The organism is Micromonospora sp. H33 (genome assembly GCF_052068455.1).
Lineage (GTDB): Bacteria > Actinomycetota > Actinomycetes > Mycobacteriales > Micromonosporaceae > Micromonospora.
Genome location: NZ_JBQHDE010000011.1, coordinates 74937 through 92139, shown reverse-complemented (window position 1 = coordinate 92139; position 17203 = coordinate 74937). Strand labels below are relative to the sequence as shown.

General features: G+C 70.3%; 18 protein-coding genes and 1 pseudogene. 8 read left to right on the top strand and 11 right to left on the bottom strand.

Features of this window, described 5'->3' with window-relative positions:
- Window positions 1–86: 86 nt before the first annotated feature.
- Window positions 87–791: a VOC family protein gene (locus ACTMS0_RS22070; protein ID WP_441157147.1), complete on the top strand. Its 705-nt coding sequence runs from the start codon at window positions 87–89 to the stop codon at window positions 789–791.
- An 87-nt stretch (window positions 792–878) separates the two neighbouring features.
- On the opposite strand, the gene ACTMS0_RS22065 is transcribed toward ACTMS0_RS22070, so the two are convergent.
- The 4 genes and pseudogenes from ACTMS0_RS22065 to ACTMS0_RS22050 form a co-directional block, all read right to left on the bottom strand.
- On the bottom strand, window positions 879–1499 hold the full coding sequence (locus ACTMS0_RS22065) for a dihydrofolate reductase family protein (protein WP_441157146.1): 621 nt from the start codon (window positions 1497–1499) through the stop codon (window positions 879–881).
- 92 nt (window positions 1500–1591) lie between these two features.
- Entirely contained in the window at window positions 1592–2131 is a 540-nt protein-coding gene (lepB, locus tag ACTMS0_RS22060; RefSeq protein ID WP_441157145.1) for a signal peptidase I, read from the bottom strand.
- Window positions 2132–2266: 135 nt separating this feature from the next.
- Window positions 2267–3004: pseudogene (locus ACTMS0_RS22055) on the bottom strand (class I SAM-dependent methyltransferase); the annotation flags it as partial.
- 95 nt (window positions 3005–3099) lie between these two features.
- Window positions 3100–4092, bottom strand: coding sequence for a DMT family transporter (locus tag ACTMS0_RS22050; RefSeq protein ID WP_441157144.1), 993 nt, complete (start codon window positions 4090–4092; stop codon window positions 3100–3102).
- A gap of 81 nt (window positions 4093–4173) precedes the next feature.
- Between ACTMS0_RS22050 and ACTMS0_RS22045 the strand changes: the two genes are divergently transcribed.
- The gene (locus tag ACTMS0_RS22045) at window positions 4174–5073 is read left to right on the top strand and encodes a LysR family transcriptional regulator (RefSeq protein ID WP_441157143.1); all 900 of its coding nucleotides are present in this window, start codon (window positions 4174–4176) and stop codon (window positions 5071–5073) included.
- A gap of 630 nt (window positions 5074–5703) precedes the next feature.
- Complete coding sequence (locus ACTMS0_RS22040) at window positions 5704–6687, top strand: trypsin-like serine peptidase (RefSeq protein ID WP_441157142.1); 984 nt, start codon at window positions 5704–5706, stop codon at window positions 6685–6687.
- Between the two features lie 72 nt (window positions 6688–6759).
- Here ACTMS0_RS22040 and ACTMS0_RS22035 read toward each other — a convergent pair whose 3' ends face one another.
- From ACTMS0_RS22035 to ACTMS0_RS22025, 3 genes are read right to left on the bottom strand one after another with little or no spacing between them, the layout of a single operon-like run.
- A complete protein-coding gene (locus tag ACTMS0_RS22035; RefSeq protein ID WP_441157141.1) occupies window positions 6760–7737 on the bottom strand; it encodes an NAD(P)-dependent alcohol dehydrogenase in 978 nt (325 codons plus the stop codon).
- On the bottom strand, window positions 7734–7961 hold the full coding sequence (locus ACTMS0_RS22030; protein WP_441157140.1) for a helix-turn-helix transcriptional regulator: 228 nt from the start codon (window positions 7959–7961) through the stop codon (window positions 7734–7736). The genes ACTMS0_RS22035 and ACTMS0_RS22030 overlap by 4 nt, the downstream gene beginning before the upstream one ends.
- The gene (locus ACTMS0_RS22025) at window positions 7955–8383 is read right to left on the bottom strand and encodes a hypothetical protein (RefSeq protein WP_441157139.1); all 429 of its coding nucleotides are present in this window, start codon (window positions 8381–8383) and stop codon (window positions 7955–7957) included. Before ACTMS0_RS22025 ends, ACTMS0_RS22030 begins: the two co-directional genes overlap by 7 nt.
- A gap of 141 nt (window positions 8384–8524) precedes the next feature.
- Between ACTMS0_RS22025 and ACTMS0_RS22020 the strand changes: the two genes are divergently transcribed.
- Window positions 8525–9313 carry a class I SAM-dependent methyltransferase gene (locus ACTMS0_RS22020; protein ID WP_441157138.1) on the top strand — a complete coding sequence of 263 codons (789 nt, stop codon included), beginning with the start codon at window positions 8525–8527 and terminating at the stop codon, window positions 9311–9313.
- Window positions 9314–9398: 85 nt separating this feature from the next.
- Here the strand turns inward: ACTMS0_RS22020 and ACTMS0_RS22015 are convergent, their stop codons facing one another.
- Entirely contained in the window at window positions 9399–10013 is a 615-nt protein-coding gene (locus ACTMS0_RS22015; protein ID WP_441157137.1) for a GNAT family N-acetyltransferase, read from the bottom strand.
- A gap of 190 nt (window positions 10014–10203) precedes the next feature.
- On the opposite strand from ACTMS0_RS22015, the gene ACTMS0_RS22010 reads away from it, so the two are divergent.
- Window positions 10204–11136, top strand: coding sequence for an NAD-dependent epimerase/dehydratase family protein (locus ACTMS0_RS22010; protein WP_441157136.1), 933 nt, complete (start codon window positions 10204–10206; stop codon window positions 11134–11136).
- 34 nt (window positions 11137–11170) lie between these two features.
- Here the strand turns inward: ACTMS0_RS22010 and ACTMS0_RS22005 are convergent, their stop codons facing one another.
- The 3 genes from ACTMS0_RS22005 to ACTMS0_RS21995 all read right to left on the bottom strand — a co-directional run bounded on the left by ACTMS0_RS22005 (window position 11171) and on the right by ACTMS0_RS21995 (window position 14993).
- Window positions 11171–11803, bottom strand: a complete 633-nt coding sequence (locus tag ACTMS0_RS22005) for a class F sortase (protein ID WP_441157135.1) — start codon at window positions 11801–11803, stop codon at window positions 11171–11173.
- Between the two features lie 178 nt (window positions 11804–11981).
- Window positions 11982–12659 (bottom strand): hypothetical protein, encoded by a 678-nt coding sequence (locus ACTMS0_RS22000; protein WP_441157134.1) that lies wholly within the window; start codon window positions 12657–12659, stop codon window positions 11982–11984.
- 201 nt (window positions 12660–12860) lie between these two features.
- Window positions 12861–14993, bottom strand: a complete 2133-nt coding sequence (locus ACTMS0_RS21995) for a substrate-binding periplasmic protein (RefSeq protein WP_441157133.1) — start codon at window positions 14991–14993, stop codon at window positions 12861–12863.
- Window positions 14994–15261: 268 nt separating this feature from the next.
- Here ACTMS0_RS21995 and ACTMS0_RS21990 point away from each other — a divergent pair, with 268 nt between their 5' ends.
- The 3 genes from ACTMS0_RS21990 (at window position 15262) to ACTMS0_RS21980 (ending at window position 17156) form a co-directional block, all read left to right on the top strand.
- Window positions 15262–15741 carry a DUF2975 domain-containing protein gene (locus tag ACTMS0_RS21990; RefSeq protein WP_441157132.1) on the top strand — a complete coding sequence of 160 codons (480 nt, stop codon included), beginning with the start codon at window positions 15262–15264 and terminating at the stop codon, window positions 15739–15741.
- Window positions 15741–15947 carry a helix-turn-helix domain-containing protein gene (locus ACTMS0_RS21985; protein ID WP_168002664.1) on the top strand — a complete coding sequence of 69 codons (207 nt, stop codon included), beginning with the start codon at window positions 15741–15743 and terminating at the stop codon, window positions 15945–15947. Before ACTMS0_RS21990 ends, ACTMS0_RS21985 begins: the two co-directional genes overlap by 1 nt.
- Window positions 15948–16046: 99 nt before the next feature.
- On the top strand, window positions 16047–17156 hold the full coding sequence (locus ACTMS0_RS21980; protein WP_441157131.1) for an NAD(P)/FAD-dependent oxidoreductase: 1110 nt from the start codon (window positions 16047–16049) through the stop codon (window positions 17154–17156).
- Window positions 17157–17203 lie beyond the last annotated feature (47 nt).

The window sequence follows — 17203 nt, the reverse complement described above, 5'->3', positions numbered from 1 at the left end:
TGGCGCGCCTGGCGACGCTGGTCGGCCTGACCCGGTGACCGGCTTATTGCCTTGTTGTCTTTCTGACCCGTGCTTACTGTGCGGGGATGATCTCGCGACTGCTCTCGGTGACCTTCGATGCGCGTGATCCGGCTCGCCTGGCGCAGTTCTGGGCCGGCATGCTCGGCCGGGAGGTCGTCGAGGACGCCGGTGGTGCGCTCCTGCCCGGCGACGACACCCAGCTCAGCCTCCGGTTCGTCCCCAGCCGCGCGGAGAACGTGCGGCCGAACCGCATGCACCTTCACCTGACCAGCGTCAGCCGCGACGACCAGCAGCACACGGTGGCGACGGCGCTGAGGCTCGGCGGCGGCCACCTCGACGTCGGGCAGCGCCCCGAGGAGGGGCACGTCGTCCTGGCCGACCCCGAGGGCTACGAGTTCTGCGTGATCGGGCCGGGCAACAACTTCCTCGCCGGGTGCGGCTTCCTCGGGGAGCTCGCCTGCGACGGCACGCGGGAGGTCGGCCTCTTCTGGAGCGAGGCGCTGGGCTGGCCGCTGGTGTGGGACCAGGACGAGGAGACCGCGATTCAGTCACCGCACGGCGGCACGAAGGTCGCGTGGGGAGGCCCGCCCGTGGCCCCGAAAGAGGCGAGGAACCGGCAGCGCTTCGACCTCGCCCCGGCCGGCGGCGACCAGCAGGCGGAGGTCGACCGGCTGGTCTCCCTCGGGGCCACTCGACTCGAGGTCGGTGAGGACGGCGCCGTCGTGCTGGCCGACCCCGACGGCAACGAGTTCTGCCTGAGAGGGCACTGACCGCAGCGCGTCCGGGTAACGCGGCATTGGGGACGACTACCGCCGTGTTGCAACCTGCGGTAGTCGTGTGTAAAACCGCCCTCCAGCTCAGGACACGACGCGGTAGGTCACGTGCGTAACCGAGGTCGCGGCTCGCGACTTCACCTGCTCAAGTTTCAGCGGCGGGACGCCCTCGAACAGCCGCGTGCCGGCGCCGAGCGTGAGCGGCACAATGTGCAGCCGCAGCTCGTCGATCAGGCCGGCGGCGAGGTACTGGTTGATGGTGGTCGCGCCGCCCTGGATCGCGACATCGCCGTCGCCGGCCGCCGCGCGTGCCTGTGCCAGTGCCGACTCGATTCCGTCGGTGACGAAGTAGTACGTGGTGCCGCCGTCCATCGGCTGCGGGTCGCGCGCGTGGTGGGTCAGCACGAAGACCGGGGCGTGGAACGGCGGATCGTCGCCCCACCAGCCGTTCCACCGCCGATCCCAGTCGCCACGCACTGGACCGAACATGTTGCGCCCCATGATGAATGCTTTGGCGGCGGTCATCTGGTCGACCTCGGCTCGGTTCTCGTCGGGAGTGTCGAACATCCAGGCGTGCAGCTTGTCGCCCGAGCCGTCGCCGCCGTCGTCGCCGAACGGGCGTTCCTCGGTCTGGTTGAGCCCGGCCGAGTACCCGTCGGTCGAGATCGTGATGTCGCAGATCACCCGGCCCATTTGGTTGGTCATCGCTCTCTCCTCGTAGCGACCTTCGCCGCCTTAGCGGTGGGCTTCCTGTCAACGTCATTGAACATGTGACGATGGCCGCTGGCATTGCCTGGTCAGAGCTTGACGACGCCGATGACGTTCTCCACCGGCACGGGACCGTTGTACGAGGAGTCGTTGGCCACACCTCGGTTATCGCCGAGCAGGAAGACGCTCCCCTCGGGCATGGTGACGGACTCGAACGCCGCTGGGGGGTCGTACTTTGTCTTCGCGGCGTAGGGCTCGTCCAACGCCGTGCCGTTGAGGGCGACCCGGTCCTGGGCGTCGCAACAGCTGATGGTGTCCCCGGGCACCGCCACCACGCGGAGGATCCGGGGCTCGTCTCCGGCGTTCCAGCCCGCTGGTGGCGTGAACACCACGATGTCGCCCGCGCGAGGTCGGTAGTCACCGCGCTTCACCACCTCGGCGACGAAGCCCGAGCCCGCGGCGACCGTCGGTTCCATCGCGCGGGAAACCTGCTGGTAGCGCTTGTCCTTGCGGTGGTCGCCGGCCAGCCCACAGGCGGTCAGCGTGACGACGAGGCCGGCCAGAATGAGGATCTTCCGCACGTGGGGATCATGCCAGGGGGCGCGGGTCGCCGGGGCCACCCATGCCATCGGTTCACCGTAGCCTTTCAGCCCTCAGGCTCAGTACCGCTTCCGGAGGCCCTGCCAGTCGCCCCGGCCGAGACTCTTGTCGCTGTAGGAACACGCCGTTGCCTTGGGGCGAAGTCGTACCCAGATGTGGCGGGATCAGGCGACAAGCAGGCGAAGGCCAAGCTCTGCTGCGTCGAGATCGACGAGGTCACGGTTGCGTTCTGTCCACCGACCTGAGGCGAGGTCATCACGGAGGCTGTGCACTGCCCTCTGCTCGGCGTCCGGCCCGACTCTGGCCCAGACCGACAGCCCGCGACGGACGTTCTCGTCCAGGTATGCCTCGGGCCGGCGCCAGTAGGCCTCGAAGAAGCCGTCAGCGCAGTCCCAGGGGATGAGCACCGGCTCCACGCGGGCTCCGATCGTGCTGGCCAGCTCGGTCAGCGAAGGCCGGCCGACGAGGAGGTCCGCGACTTCAGGCAGGTAGTCGCGAGTAAGCCAGAACCGACGACGCCATCCGGTGTCACTGGTGTCGTGCGTGAATACCACCACGCGGCGAGCAACGCGCCGCATCTCGCGCAGGCCCGCGATCGGGTCCTGCCAGTGATGAACGGTGGCAATAGCCATCGCTGCGTCGAAGGACTGGTCATCGAACGGCAGGTTCTCGGCAGATCCAACCAGGCACGGCGCCGCGTCCGGGGGGCGCTGCGAACGCATGAGCGCCGACGGTTCCACCGCGAGGACGTGGCGGTCGGGGGGCTCGTACGAGCCGGTGCCAGCCCCGACATTCAATACCGTCCGCGCATCGCCGAGCGCAGCCCAGATCCGCGCAGCGATCCGCGGCTCGGTGCGCCGGGTCACGGTGTAAGTGGCTCCGATGGTGTCGTACAACTGCGCGCTGGACATGTCGCTGTCTCCCTGGCTGTCACCATCCCCACGCCGCGCACGTGCCTTGGCGTCGCTGCCCTGGATACTAGGCGTCGGGATGGGCGTCAGCGGCGCGTCGCGAGGACCACGCCGGTCAGGCAGAGCGCGCCGCCCAGCAGGGCGAGCGGCGCCGGTACCTCGCCCAGCAGCGTCCACGACAGCAGCACGGTCACCGGCGGCGCCAGGTAGGTGGCGGCGCTGGTGCGCCCCGCCGTCCATCGGGACAGGACGTAGCCCCAGGTGAGGAAGCCGATCGCGGTCGGGAACAGGCCCAGGTACAGCATGCCCAGGGTGGCCGACGGCGGGGCCGTGGCGAGTTCTCCGAGGAGCGTGGGCGCGAACGGCAGCAGGGCCGCGGTCCCGGCCAGCGCGCCGAGCCAGGTCATCGTCACGGCGTCCACCCGCGCCAGTAGGCGCTTCTGGAGCAGCACGCCGAAGGCGTAGAGCACGGCGGAGAGCACCGCCAGCACGACGCCGACCTTGTCGGCGTGCCCGGTGAAGCCGCCGGCCGCGATCAGGGCGACTCCCGCGAAGGCGATCGCCACCCCGACGCCGAGCCGGCCGGTGAGCCGCTCGCCGAGGACGAGGACCGCGGCCACCGCGACGAGGATGGGCGCGATCGCCACCAGCAGCGCCGCCGTCCCGGCGTCGACCAGCCGCTCGGCGGCGTTGAGGGCCACGTTGTACCCGCCGAACCAGGCCACGCCCCACAGCGCGATCAGCCCCAGGGTGCCGCCACGGGGCAGAGCGGCCCGGCGGGGCGCCGCGCCGTCCGGCACGGCGTGCTGTGGTCGGGCGCTGCGGCGTCGCAGCCCGGCGGTGAATGCCACGAACGCGCTCAGCGCGATGGACGCCGCCGCCATGCGGCCCAGCGCCATGGCGCCGGGGGAGTAGTCGTGCCCGGCGAAGCGGATGCCGACGAACGCCGACGCCCACAGGAACACCGTGGTCCCGGCGGCGGCGACAATCGGCCAGGACCGGGGGTACGCCGCGAGGGCGCGGTCGCCCTCGGTGGCGTCCGGCCGGCTCGGGGCGGCGGTGAGCTGCGCAGGCGTCATGTGGCGATTCTCGTGCGCCTGAATGTTCAGCACCAGTGACTATTCCTTCACAACGATTCAGCCGTGCTTTACAGTCGTGGCGTGCTCGACGTCCACCGCCTCCGTGTCTTCCGCTCCGTCGTCGCGTCCGGGTCCGTCCAGGCGGCCGCCGCCAACCTGGGCTACACCCCGTCCGCCATCAGCCAGCACCTCACCGCACTCCAGCGCGAGACGGGCCTCACCCTCCTGGCCCGAGCGGGGCGGGGCCTGCGGCCCACAGCCGCCGGGCACGCCCTCGCCGCCGAGGCGGACCGGGTGCTCGCCCGGCTCGGTGCCGCCGAGTCGCTGATCGCCGACCTGCGGACAGGGCGCACCGGCGCACTGTCCATCGCGTACTTCGCATCGGTGGGCGCGGCGTGGATGCCGCTCGTGGTGCGGCGCGTCCTCACCGAACACCCCGGTGTCCGGCTCGACCTGGAACTGCGCGAACACATCCCGGACAGCCGGGAGGAACGCGCCGACGTGCAGGTGGTGGTGGCGCGCACCGGGTTCGACCCCGGTTCGGGCTTCACCGCCCACCATCTCCTCGACGACCCGTACGTGGCCGTGCTGCCGGCCGGGCACCGCCTCGCCGGGCAGGAGGAGGTGGACCTGGCCGACCTCGCCGACGAGCGCTGGGTCGACAACGACTTCGCCCGCGGCTGGTGCCGCGCCAACCTCATCGAGGCCTGCACCGCCGCGGGCTTCAGCCCGGCCTTCCGGGTCGAGGCGCACGACTACCCGACGGCGCTCGCCTTCGTCGCGGCCGGCATCGGCCTCACTGTGCTCCCCGCGCTCGGCGCGGCACACCTGCCCCACGGCGTGGCCCGCGTCCGGGTGGTCCGCCCGACGCCGCTCCGGTCGATCCACGTGGTGGTGCACGACGCGGTCGAGCACACACCGGCGGTGCGGACGGCGGTCGCCGCGCTGCGGGAGGCTGCCACCTCCGCGTACGCGCAGTAGGCCCGTCTCGCGGGTCAGCCGCCGCGCGGCGGGCCGGCATCGTGCCGTCCGCCGCGCGGAAGCGAGGTGACCGTCGGGATCCTGACTCATCAATTGCAGCCATTGCGACTGCGGCCATCGAATTCTGGTCTCGCTTGCCTGGGGCTACGAAGACTATCGTCGTTTTGGATGCTTTCGGGACGCACAGGAACGCATTTTTCCGAAGGTTCCTCCATATCGCACCACTTGGCCAGAGAGCCAAGCAGGTGGAGTCTCGTCCACCACGATTCGGGATTGTCAACCGTTGTTCATGTGAGTGCGCTTGATGCACTTTAGCCCCGGCCGCCGGTGATCGCTTGGGCCATACCGCCTGCTCAGTGCCCTTGTCGGCAGGTGGGGGAATGGCGCGGCCATCGATGTGCCAGCATCGCAAGTCCCACTCGTCGATAACAAAGAACGTCCTGGAGCGGAAAGCACGGATTCGCAGCGCTGGGATTTGCACGCCGTTTTCGATCGCCGGGCAGTGGTGTCAATTATCTGCCATCCGATTACATTGCGCTCAATGTAATTCAGTCGATACGTTGCGGTGGCCCAATTGGGGCACGAGAAAAAGGGGAGGACCTCTTGAAATCAACCCTGCGATGGTCCGCAATGGCCAGCCTGGCGCTCGCGCTGGTCGTGACCGGCCCGACAGCCGCCGAGGCGAAGCCGACCACAAGCGACCGGAACGGCAACACGACCACCGTCGCCCGGACCAAGGACGGTCGTGCGATCACCAACGAAGCGGTCGCCAAGGAGGTCGCCGCGTTCTGGACGCCGGAGCGTATGGCGAGCGCCGTCGACCTGGACATCGTGAAGCCCAAGAGTGCCACCGAGTCGCCGGACCGGGCGCCGAAGCCCGGCGGACCGGCGGGCACGGTCAAGCCCGTGGTGGCGAGCGTCGCCACCGGCGATGACGTCAGCATTCAGCTCAACGAATCACAGACCACCGGCAAGGTCTACTTCACCACCCCCACCGGCGGCACCGCCTCATGCTCGGCGAGCACCGTTGCCAGCGGCAAGCGCCGCCTGGTCATGACCGCGGGTCACTGCGTGCACCAGGGTCGCGGCGGGCAGTGGTACAGCAACTGGCAGTTCGTGCCGCGGTACCGCAGTGGAGCGCGCCCGTTCGGCACGTTCGTGGCCTACCAGCTCACGGCCCGCACCGCGTGGGTCAGCAACAGCAGCCTCGACGAGGACATGGGCATCGCCATCATGCACAACGGCGGCAACTGGGGCCTGAAGGTCGTCGACACGGTCGGCGGCAACGGACTGCGCTGGAACTGGGGCTACAACATCTCCCTGATCACCGCCCTCGGCTACCCGGCCAACCTCGGCGGCGGCGAGAGCCAGTACTACTGCCAGAGCGGCACCTGGTACGCCGGCGGCCAGCAGATCCGGATGTGGTGCAACATGACCTACGGCTCCAGCGGCGGACCCTGGTTCCAGGAATACAACGACCAGAACGGCCTCGGATACATCAACAGCGTCGTCAGCCACGGCGACAACCCGGGCAACGGCCAGTTCGACGGCCCGTACTTCGACAACGACATCAAGAGCCTCTACGACTTCGCGGAAGGTCTCTCCCCGGCGTAACCCACGTGCGCAACGGAGCCCCGGCCCATGGCCGGGGCTCCTCACGTGCGGGTGTTAGCCGGTACGGCGTGGTCAGACGGTGACGACGACCTTGCCCGCAGGGTGCCGGTCCCGGAAGTGCCGGATCCCGTCGGCTGCCTCCGCGAGGGGAAAGGTGCGGTCGACCGCCGGGGTGAGCAGACCGGACTCGATGAGGTCCCGCAGCTCGTCCAGGTCCTCGGTGCGCTCCACACTGCTCACGGAGCGCAGCCGTTGGCCGACGAACAGGGACAGCATCGGCGCGCGGAACATCTGCCGGCCGTAGCCGCCGAGCAAGCTGCCCTTCGTGTACGTGCCACCGACCAGCGCCAGCGTTCCCTGCGGGGTGAGCGCGCGCCGGAGCAGCGACAGTGGGCGGTCACCACCGGTGTCGATGACCACGTCGTACACCGGGCCGTCGCGGTCGACCTCCTCGCGGGTGTAGTCGAGAACGTCGTCGGCGCCGAGGGCGCGGACGAAGTCGGTCTTGGCCGGGGCGCAGACGGCGGTCACCGTCGCGCCGTACGCCTTGGCGATCTGCACGGCGAGGGACCCGACGCCGCCGGCCGCGCCGATCACCATCACTCGGTGACCTGGGCGCACCGCGCCGCTGTCGCGCACGGCGAGCAGTGCCGTCATCCCGGAGACGGGTACGGCGGCGGCCTGCGCAAACGACAGGTTGGCCGGCTTGCGGGCCAGCCGGCGCTCCGGCGTGCTCGCGAACTCGGCGTACGAGCCGCGCAGGCAGGTGCCGTACACCTCGTCGCCCGGCCGGAACCGGGTCACCCGGGCGCCGACCGCGGCCACCACCCCGGCCAGGTCCCGGCCGCGCACCGGCACCCGGGGCCGGCGCAGCCCGCTCGCGAGCCGCGCCAGGTAGGGCCGGCCCGCCATGAAGATCCACACTCCGGGGTCGATCCCGGCCCCACGTACCTGGACGAGGACGTCCTCGTCGCTGATGGCCGGCCGGTCGATGTCGCGGAGTTGGAGCACGTCCGCCGAGCCGTAGGTGTCCTGAACGATGGCCTTCACGGTGCCGTCTCCTCGGGGTAGTGGAACACGTCGTCGAGCCGCACGCCGAACACGTGGGCGATCCGGAACGCCATCTCCAGCGAGGGCGAGTAGCGGCCCTGCTCGATGGCGATCACGGTCTGCCGGGTCACGCCGATCCGCTCGGCGAGCTCGGCCTGGGTCATCTCGTCGTGCGCGAAGCGCAGCGCGCGAATGGTGTTCGTGACGCGGGTCGGCTTCACCACTGCGGGACACCCCTGCGGTAGACGATCACCTTCGCCAGGGATCCGACCACGGCCGACAGCACGAAGCACAGGTAGACGACGTTGGCGATCCAGAACCAGTCCCACTCGGCCAGCGCCATGAGCATTGCCGACACTGCGCCGATGACCACGAACGCCTGGCCGACATGGTCGCCGAGCCGCCCGATCTCCCGGTCGCGCACGTCCTTGACGCGCGACGCGCGCGGGTTCACCACGCTCATCCCGATCTCGGCCACGATGTTCGCGACGATCGCGCCGCCGACCGTCCACAGGAGAACGCCGGCGTAGGGGGTGGCGGCGAGCGGCCCGCTGTCGACCCGGCTCAGGACGACGGCCGCGTAGACGGCGTACGCGATCACGCTGACGACCAGCATGGTCCAGGCGCGTTTCTCTTCGTGCGTCATGACTGACTCCCGACGTAAAGAATTCTTGACATCGTCAGAGTAAGGCATCCTTGACACTATGTCTAAAAACTTTTACATCAGGTGGGCGGCGCGTCGTACCACCGCGGTTGTCTCCGGCGCCGCCCTCGGTAGGGTTCACCCGTGACGGCGCCACGGGAGCAGCAGCGGGTGTTCGGCGAGGTCGCCGATGCCTACGACGACGTCCGGCCGGGCTACCCGGCCGAGATCCTCGACCTGATCACCGCGTACGCGGGCCGGGCGCCGAGGACCGTGGTGGAGTCGGGCGCGGGGACGGGCAAGGGTACGGCGCTGCTGCGCAGCCTCGGCGTACCGCTGACCTGCGTCGAACCGGACCCGGCGATGGCCGCGCTGCTGGCCCGCCGCTTCGACGGCGACGACCTGGTGTCGGTGGTGGTCAGCCGGTTCGAGGACTCGATCCCTCCGCCCGGCGGCGTCGACCTGCTGGCCAGCGCGCAGGCCTGGCACTGGGTCGACCACACCCGGCGCACCCGCCTGGCCGCCGAGGCGCTGGTTCCAGGCGGGGTGCTCGCGGTCTTCGGGCACGACTTCGGCTTCGCCGACGCAGGACTGCGCGCGGAGATGGACGCGGTGTACCTGGAGCACGCGCCGGAGATCGCCGATCAGCCCGGACGACCGGTCCACACCCGCCACCCGGGCGTGTTCCACCCCGAGGAACTGCGCGGTTCACCGTGGTTCACCGACGTCGAGGAGCAGCGGGTCGTGACGGTGGTGCCGTACGACACCGCCCGCTACCTGACCCTGCTGTCCACGTTCTCCCCACACCGGATGCTGCCCGAGCAGCAGCGATCCCGCCTGCACCGGGCCCTGGCCGACGTCGTCGACGCGCGCGGCGGCGTCGTCGAGCAGAAACTGACCACCGGGCTGTGGCTGGCGCGCAGGCGCACCTAGGGACCGTGCGCCGGCCGGCGTGGCACGCCTGGCGCCGCTGGTCGGCCTCACCCGGTGAACGGTCTGCCGTCCCGCTCGCTCGGGGTCACCCGCGTTGACTCGCCTCCCACATCACGCGGGTCATCTCGTACTCGACCTCACCCAGTTCGCTTCCCGGCAGCGGATCGTCCCAGGACGGGAAGTACGTGCGTACGTACCGCATGCCGACGGTCTCCATCACGCGGCGGGAGCCGGTGTTCACGGCCATGGTCTGCGCGATCACCCGGCTCTGCCCGACGGTGTCGAAGGCGTGCCGCAGGAGGGCGCGGGATGCCTCGCTGGCCAGGCCCCGCCGCCAGTACCGACGAAGGAGGCGGTAACCCAGGTCGCTGACGGTGGGGTCGTCAGGTTGGTCGGGGCCGTGCGCCGGCGGGAGCATCATGAGCCCGACGAAGTCGCCGTCGTCCTCGCGTGCCGGCGGCGTCGAGCCGCGCGCCCCGCCATCGGTGCCGAACGCCATCCAGTAGCCCAGCCCGTCCACCTTGTCGGCCAAGGCCATCCTCTGCGCGTGCGATGCGACCACCTCGTCCCGCGATCGCGCCCGGCCGAAGAGGTAGCGCAGCACCTCCGGGTCGGCGTCGAGCTGGACCTCCAGCTCCAGGTGCCGGTCGGCGAGCGGGACCAGCAGCAGGCGGTCAGTGCGCAAGATCGGTTGAGGCACCCGGCAACGATCGCATGATGCCCTCCAGTGATGCGATCCGATTTGGCGGGAACGCCGCCGGGGCTCGGAGTGGGCGCCCGCGGCCGTCGACGGCGGTGCCTACGGCCGCGAGGTTGACCGATTGGTCACCGTCAACCAGAGCCGCAGGTCACGATGAGTCTGGGGGTCCCGTTACAGCAGGGAGACGGCAGTGCGGATCTTCGTCGCGGGGGGAACCGGGGTCTTGGGTCGGCCGCTCGTCGAGGCGCTGGTCGACCGGGGCCACGAGGTTACGGCCAGCACCCACCGGAGTGAGAACTTCTCCGTCCTAGAGACGCTCGGGGCGCGGCCGGCATTGATGGACGGGCTCGACGAGGCTGCGGTGCGTCAGGCGATTCTCGAGGCCGAACCAAAGGTGATCATCAACCAGATCACGGCGCTCTCCGCGCCGTCCCGTGACTACGCGAAGTGGCTGGAGTTGACCAACCGGCTGCGGAGCGAGGGAACGAAGATACTGATGACGGCGGCTCGCGACGCCGGCACCCGTCGGGTTGTCGCACAGAGCGCCAGCTTCATGACCGAGCCGGTCGGATCGGGGCCCACGGACGAGTCGGCGCCGCTGTACCTGGACGCCCCGGAGCCGATCCGAAGCCACATACAGGCGAATATCACGGCCGAGGAACAGGTGTTGGGCACACCGGGGATCGAAGGCGTCGTCCTCCGATACGGCTTTCTCTACGGCGAAGGCACCGCGATCGGGCCGGGTGGCGAATGGGCAACCGGGGTCAAGTCGGGCGACGTGCCGATCGTCGGCGAGGGCGGGGGCCGGTATCCGTTCGTTCATGTCCGCGACGCGGTGTCGGCCACCGTGCACGCTATCGACAGGGGACGCCCCGGTATCTACAACGTCGTGGGGGACGAGCCCGCCTCCCAGGCTGAGTGGCTGCCGTACCTGGCCGAACTCCTGGACGCTCCTCCGCCGCGGCGCGTCTCCGTGGTGGAGGCCGAGGAACAGATCGGCGTTCAAGCCGTGTACTACGGCACCCAACTCCGCGCGGCCAGCAACGCCAAGGCCAAGGCCGAGTTGGGGCTGAGCCTCGAGTACCCGTCGTGGCGGGAGGGATTCCGAGAGCTGTTCGGTTGATCCGGGTGACCCGGGTTCTCGGCGGACCAAGGCCTCAGCGGGCACGATCGGTGGCCAGGGTCGCGAACACCACGATGTTGTCCTTGTACGACTTCGCTGCCTTGTCGTAGGCGCCACCACAGGTGATCAACCGGAGCTGCGCCTTGCCGGTGTGACCGTAGACCAGGTTCAGCGGGAGCTTGTTCTTCGGGTAGCGGACCACTCCGTCGACGATGAATCGGGCCTTCTTGCCGTCCTTGCGGAGCACCTCGATGGTGTCTCCCGGTTTCAGCGCGCCCAGACGGAAGAAGACAGCCTTCCCGGAGACGCGCGAGTCGACATGGCCCACCACCACCGCGGTCCCCACCTCGCCGGGACTCGGCCCCAGCTTGTACCACCCGGTCGTCTTGGGTTGATTCAGCGGCGGGACCGCGATCTGCTGGTTCTTGTCCAGCCCGAGCGCAACCGTCGGCGCGTCGACGCCGATGCGCGGGATCTTGACGCGGGTGGGTTGCGATCGCGGCATCCCGGCCAACGTCGGTGAGGGAGATGGGCGGGTCGCGGCGGACCCGAGATCGCCGTCGAGGTGGCCGCGAGCACCCCGCGCCGCGCCGGGCGTCGCCCCGGTGGCCGGCGACGCGCTGGCTCCGCTCGGCGTCGGGTCTGGTGTGGTGGGTTCGTCCGCCAACGGTGACAGCAGGGACTGCGGTGCGGCGGCGGCGTCGGGCTGTGGCGGCAGGACCGGATCAGGAGCCGTGGCGGCGAGCCGGATCAGTCCTGCTCCGGTGAGGATGAGAAGGACGACCAGGACGAGGCCAGCGGCACGCCACGGGAAACCGTGGCGGCCGCTGGCGCTCCTGGCCGCCTCAGGCGACAGGGCCACTGGCGGACCGCCGACGCAGCAGGGCGATGCCACCGAGCACGCCCACGCCCATCATGCCGGCACCGGCCGCCGTCAGGGCACCAGTGTTGGTCCCGGCGAGCGCGCCACCGTCACCGGCCGCGACGCCGGCCGTACTCGGCAGCACCCAGGCTCCGTCCGGACCCGCGTACGCGCCGCCAGCCGCGGGGGTGTTGGCGGCAGGAGCCTGGCCCACCCGGCCGGTACTGGCCTCGACCATCCGCAGGAGGTCGCCGAGCAGGTCGGCCTCCACGTCCAGCGCCACGTCGAGGTCGCGGATGCAGACGATGAGAGTGTTGGGCTGGCTTCTGTTGTCGTTCGTCGCCGACTGCGCTCCGGACAGGTTGAAGGTGACGACGCTGTCGGTGATGGTGTTGTCCTTGATGATCTGCGAGATGTTCTGCTCGTTGATCTGCTTGGTGGTCGCGCAGATGACCCCTTTACCGTCCTTGTCCTTCAGGTCGAACGTCTTCGGCTTGTCGTCTGACTTCTTCTTCGACTCCTGCCCCCGGTCCGAGGCCGAGGGCTCCTTGGATGGTCCGTCGTCGGTCGCGGCGAGCGCGGTGGCGGGCGCGGCGAGCAGCAGGGCGGCGCTGCCCAGCACCACCCCACCGGCGAGCTTGGTCAAAAAGTTCATCGACATGTTCCTCACTCCTTCTGGGTCGGCTCAGGAGGACGAGCCATGAGGAACGTTAGGCCGATTCATACGGAACGAGAGGACTTTCCAGGTTTCGTAACATGAAGCATTTGCCACGCCATAAGTAGTTAACTCATGTCCTTTGGGAGTTAAGAACCGTTTGGTCTTGTCTGGGACACGTGCGGGCGGGCCTGCTGGTGCCACCGGTCAGCGGGAGGGGGCGTCGACCCGGACGATGCACCGCGGGTCCTCCAAGGTCGTCGGGCGTTGCTGGCGCGCGAGTGCCTGGAGCAGGGATTCGCGCAGGGGCAGACCGACCAGGGCCGGCGAGTCCTCGGGCAGGTCGGTCAGGCTGGGGCAGGAGACCCGGGACCTGATCTCGTCGTTGCCGACGACCTCGATCCCGCCGGCGTCGGAGAGGACGGTGGTGTACCCGTCGTCGACGGAGACCACGTAGCCACGCAGGTGGCGCAGCGGCGGGTCCGCCGGGGCGTCCGGGTCGGTGCCCGCCGGAGTCCGATCCGGTCCCGGCGTGCTGCTCGGCGGCGGCGAGGCGATCTGGAGTGACGTGGACGGCAGGATCGGCGTGGTCACCACGGCATGCACGACACCGAGTGCGAGCAGCCCGGCCAGGGCGGCGCTGGCCCGGAGGAAGGCCGGGACGTGCGCGGGTCGCAGCGGCGCGTCGACTCCGGCCAGGAGCAGCAGCACCGGCCAGGCGACGGTCAGGGCGAGCGTGGGTTCGCCCCGGACGATTCCCCGGTAGGCGAGTAGGCCGGTGACCATCCCGAGGGCCAACAGGGCGGGCCACCGCAGCCGGCGGGCCATCGTCGACCGACGCCCGGTGACCGCGGGCTGGCGGGCGACGCAGAGCGCCAGCGCCCACGCCGGTGCGAACACCAGAGGAGTGCTGACGGCGGCGGTCACCATCGCCGTCCAGACCATCCAACCGGGGGTCCGCGCCGTCCAGCGGGCAACCGTGTACGCGTCGCACAGGCGCTGCCGATCGGCCTGGTCGACCACGCTGCTGAGCACCACGGCCCCGACGGTGAAGAGCAGCGCGGGTACCGCCGGGAAGATCCACACCACGGAGAGGCTCACGGTCGCGAGGAAGTTGATCGGGTTCACGCTCTGGGCCAGCATCAGCGTGAACTGGCGATCTCCGCCGGACTGGATCCACAGGTAGAGCGCGGAGACGGTGACCGGCACACCGAACAGCAGTGACCACGCCCCGGGTGACGGCGGGCCGTTCCTGGTCACCCCGGCCAGCACCGGTCCGCCCGGGGGCACCGGCGGACCATCGGGTGCGGTGCCGCCGGGGGCCCGTCCGGTGGTGAGCCGGACGGTGCGGCGCGTCGCGTGGCGGTGTCGCCGGTGCGCCACCGTCCTGAACCCGTGCCTCGTCGGGGGCGCGACGGTGGTGACCGCGGGCGGCACCCCGGCCGCGCCGTCGGGCGAGCGTGGCCCGTCACCCGCCCCGCGCAGCAGGGTTCCCTCCGGCCGCGGCTGGCGGCCGGTGAAGCCGCGCGGGGCGAGATGGCGGGCGGCGGCCTGCTGCCAGGCGCCGTCCACCTCCCGGGCATAGCTGGCCTGCAGAAACGAGTTGACGAGCGCCTTGAGGAACGGGTCGCCCGGGACGACACCGATGAAGTAGCGCTGCGCCTGCTGGTTCGCCGCCAGCGGGAAGAGCTTCAGTTTCCCCTCCGAGGCGTGGGCGTGGCCGCGCAGCACGATCTCCTCACCCGCGACGGCATCGAGGCGGCCGGCGAGCACATCGGTGAGGCATGCGTTGGTGGTCGGGCGACGGACCAGCACCACGCCGGCCCGGGCGGCGACGGGCTCGACGACCGACCCCGCCACCACGCACAGCCGCTGCCGCTTGGCCGGTGACGGCCACGTGGTCCGGGTCGCGACGACCAGGCCACCCTCACGGTACGGGCCGGCGAACTGGATGGCCTGTTCCCGCTCCGCCGTCCTGAGCAGGCCGGCGAAGACGACGTCAACCTTGCGTTCGACCAGGGCAGCGACCCGGTCGGTCGAATCCAGCACCCGGAAGTGGGCTGTCACGCCGAGCGAGCGCGCGAACGCGAGAGCGAGGTCGACATCGAAACCTCTGCCCGTCGCGTACGGGTCGGGCCCGCCCGGCGGCGGCCGCTCGGGGAGGAGGACCCCGACCCGCAGGTCTCGCCCCGCGATGGAGGAGTGGGCCAGGTAGTCCGCTACCGTCGCCGACCTCGGCCTCTCGAGGGCCAGGGCGATCGTCGAGACGGCCGCCAGCGCCAGGGCGACGAAGAGGAGGGTGCCCCGCGACAGCAGCGGCAGACGGGCGGGAACGCGCATGCCACCATCCGGTGATCGACGGGCGGCGTCTGGATCGGCCGCGGCTGACGTACGACCTGCACACCAATCCGTGGCTGACCGGTGATCAGATCACCGACCGTACTGTGCCAGGCACCCATTGCGAATCCTCGCGCCTGTCTCGAACCGGACACCGGTGGCTGGTAAGAGTTCGGGCCGCCGGTCCAGATGACTGCGCGGTGGCGCACGGCGCGCGAAGAGGATCACCAAACCTATTGACATTCGATAGGTAGCTAGCGAAACTCGATGCATGGTTACAGAGCGTCGGGCGGTAGCCCTCCTCAGAGTCTTCCTCGTCGTGCTGTTCGGGATCCTGGTCCTGTTCCAGACCATGTCGCTGCCCGGGCAGTTCGCGCACATGGCGAAGGAGTCGCCGGACATGGCGTACCTGAGATGGCCGGCGACTGCCGTCACGGTGTTCTGGGTGCTGTGCGCCCAGGTGGTGATCGTGGCCACCTGGAAGCTGCTCACCCTGGTCAAGGACGACCGCATCTTCAGTGACGTCTCCCTGAAGTGGGTGGACGCGATCGTGTGGGCCATCGGCGCGGCGTGGGCGGTGCTCCTGGCCGTGTTTCTGTACGTCGGCTTCAACGCGGACGACCCCGGACTGCCGCTGCTGCTGTTCCTGATGTTGACCGGGGTCACCGTGCTGGGGCTTCTGATGGTGGTGATGCGCGCGCTGCTGCGGCAGGCCACGACGCTGCGTACCGACATGGAAGCGGTGATCTGATGCCCATCGTCGTACGCATCGACGTCGAACTGGCCAAGCGCAAGATGAGCGTGGGGGAGTTCGCCGAACGGGTGGGGCTCACGCCGGCGAACGTCGCCGTGCTCAAGAACGGCCGCGCCAAGGCAGTCCGCTTCAGCACCCTGGAGGCCATGTGCCGGGTGCTCAACTGCCAGCCCGGCGACCTCCTCGAGTGGGTCGACGAATGATCGAGGTCCGTGGGCTCACGAAGCGGTACGGGGACGTCATGCGGACGACGCGAACCGGTAGTGAACGGTCCCGCGACGACTCTGACAGGTGAAGGGCTGATGACCGTAGACGTCTTGGTCGTCGGGGCCGGGCTGGCCGGGCTGCACACGGCCACGCTGCTCGCACAGCACGGCCACGACGTGCTGCTGGTCGAACGACGCCCCACGCTCACTGGCGCGATCCGCACGACGGGGATCTTCGTCCGGCGTACGCTCGACGACTTCTCGCTGCCTCCCGAGTGCCTGGGGCCGCCCATTCGCCGAGTGGTGCTCTACCCGCCAGGGCTGCGCCGCCCGGTGAACCTGGTCAGCGCGCGCGACGAGTACCGGGTGGGCGACATGGCACCGCTGTACGTGGCAGCGGCCCGCGCCGCGGCCGATGCCGGCGTACGCGTCGCGCTCGGCACCCGCTACGCCGGTCGGCGAGCCGGCTCCTTCGTCCTGGCCGGTCCGGACGGGCCGACCACGGTCCGGGCGCGGTTCGTCGTCGGCGCCGACGGCGCCCGCTCGCGGGTCGCCCGGGACCTCGCCCTGGACCGCAACCACCACCTGCTCGTCGGTGCCGAGGAGGTCTTCGCGATTCCCGGCTCCGAGGAGCCACCGGCGTTCCACTGCGTGCTCGACCCCTCGCTCGCCCCCGGCTACCTGGCGTGGGTCGTCAACGACGGCCGGCATGCCCACGTCGGCGTGGCCGGCTACGCCAACCGCTTCCCCCACGGTCTTCGGGCGGCTCTAATGCGGTTCGGTGCGACAGCGCCCGGACTGCCGGGCACGGGTCGCCCCGGCGACGTCGAGCGGCGCGGTGGCCCGATCCCCGTCGGCGGGGTGCTGCGCCGCATCAGCTGCGCGGACGGGCTGCTCGTCGGAGACGCGGCAGGTGCGGTCTCTCCGCTCACCGCCGGCGGCCTCGACCCGTGCCTGCGGCTGTCGGAGCACGCCGCCGCCGTCCTCGACGAGGCCCTGCGAGCCGGGCGGCCGGACGCGTTGACCCGCTACGACGGAGCGGCGCTGCGGGCCCGCTTCCGGGGACGGCTGACGTTGCGCCGGGGGTTGGCGCAGGTACGCACGCCCGCCGTCGCGGCAGCGGCGTTCACCCTGCTGCGTACGCCACTCGGACGTGCCGCCGCCAGCCGCATCCTCTTCGGCGACGCATCCTTCCCCACGCCCTGACGCCGACACGCGTCCGCGTCGAGGTACTTCGGCAGGGTGAGCTGCGG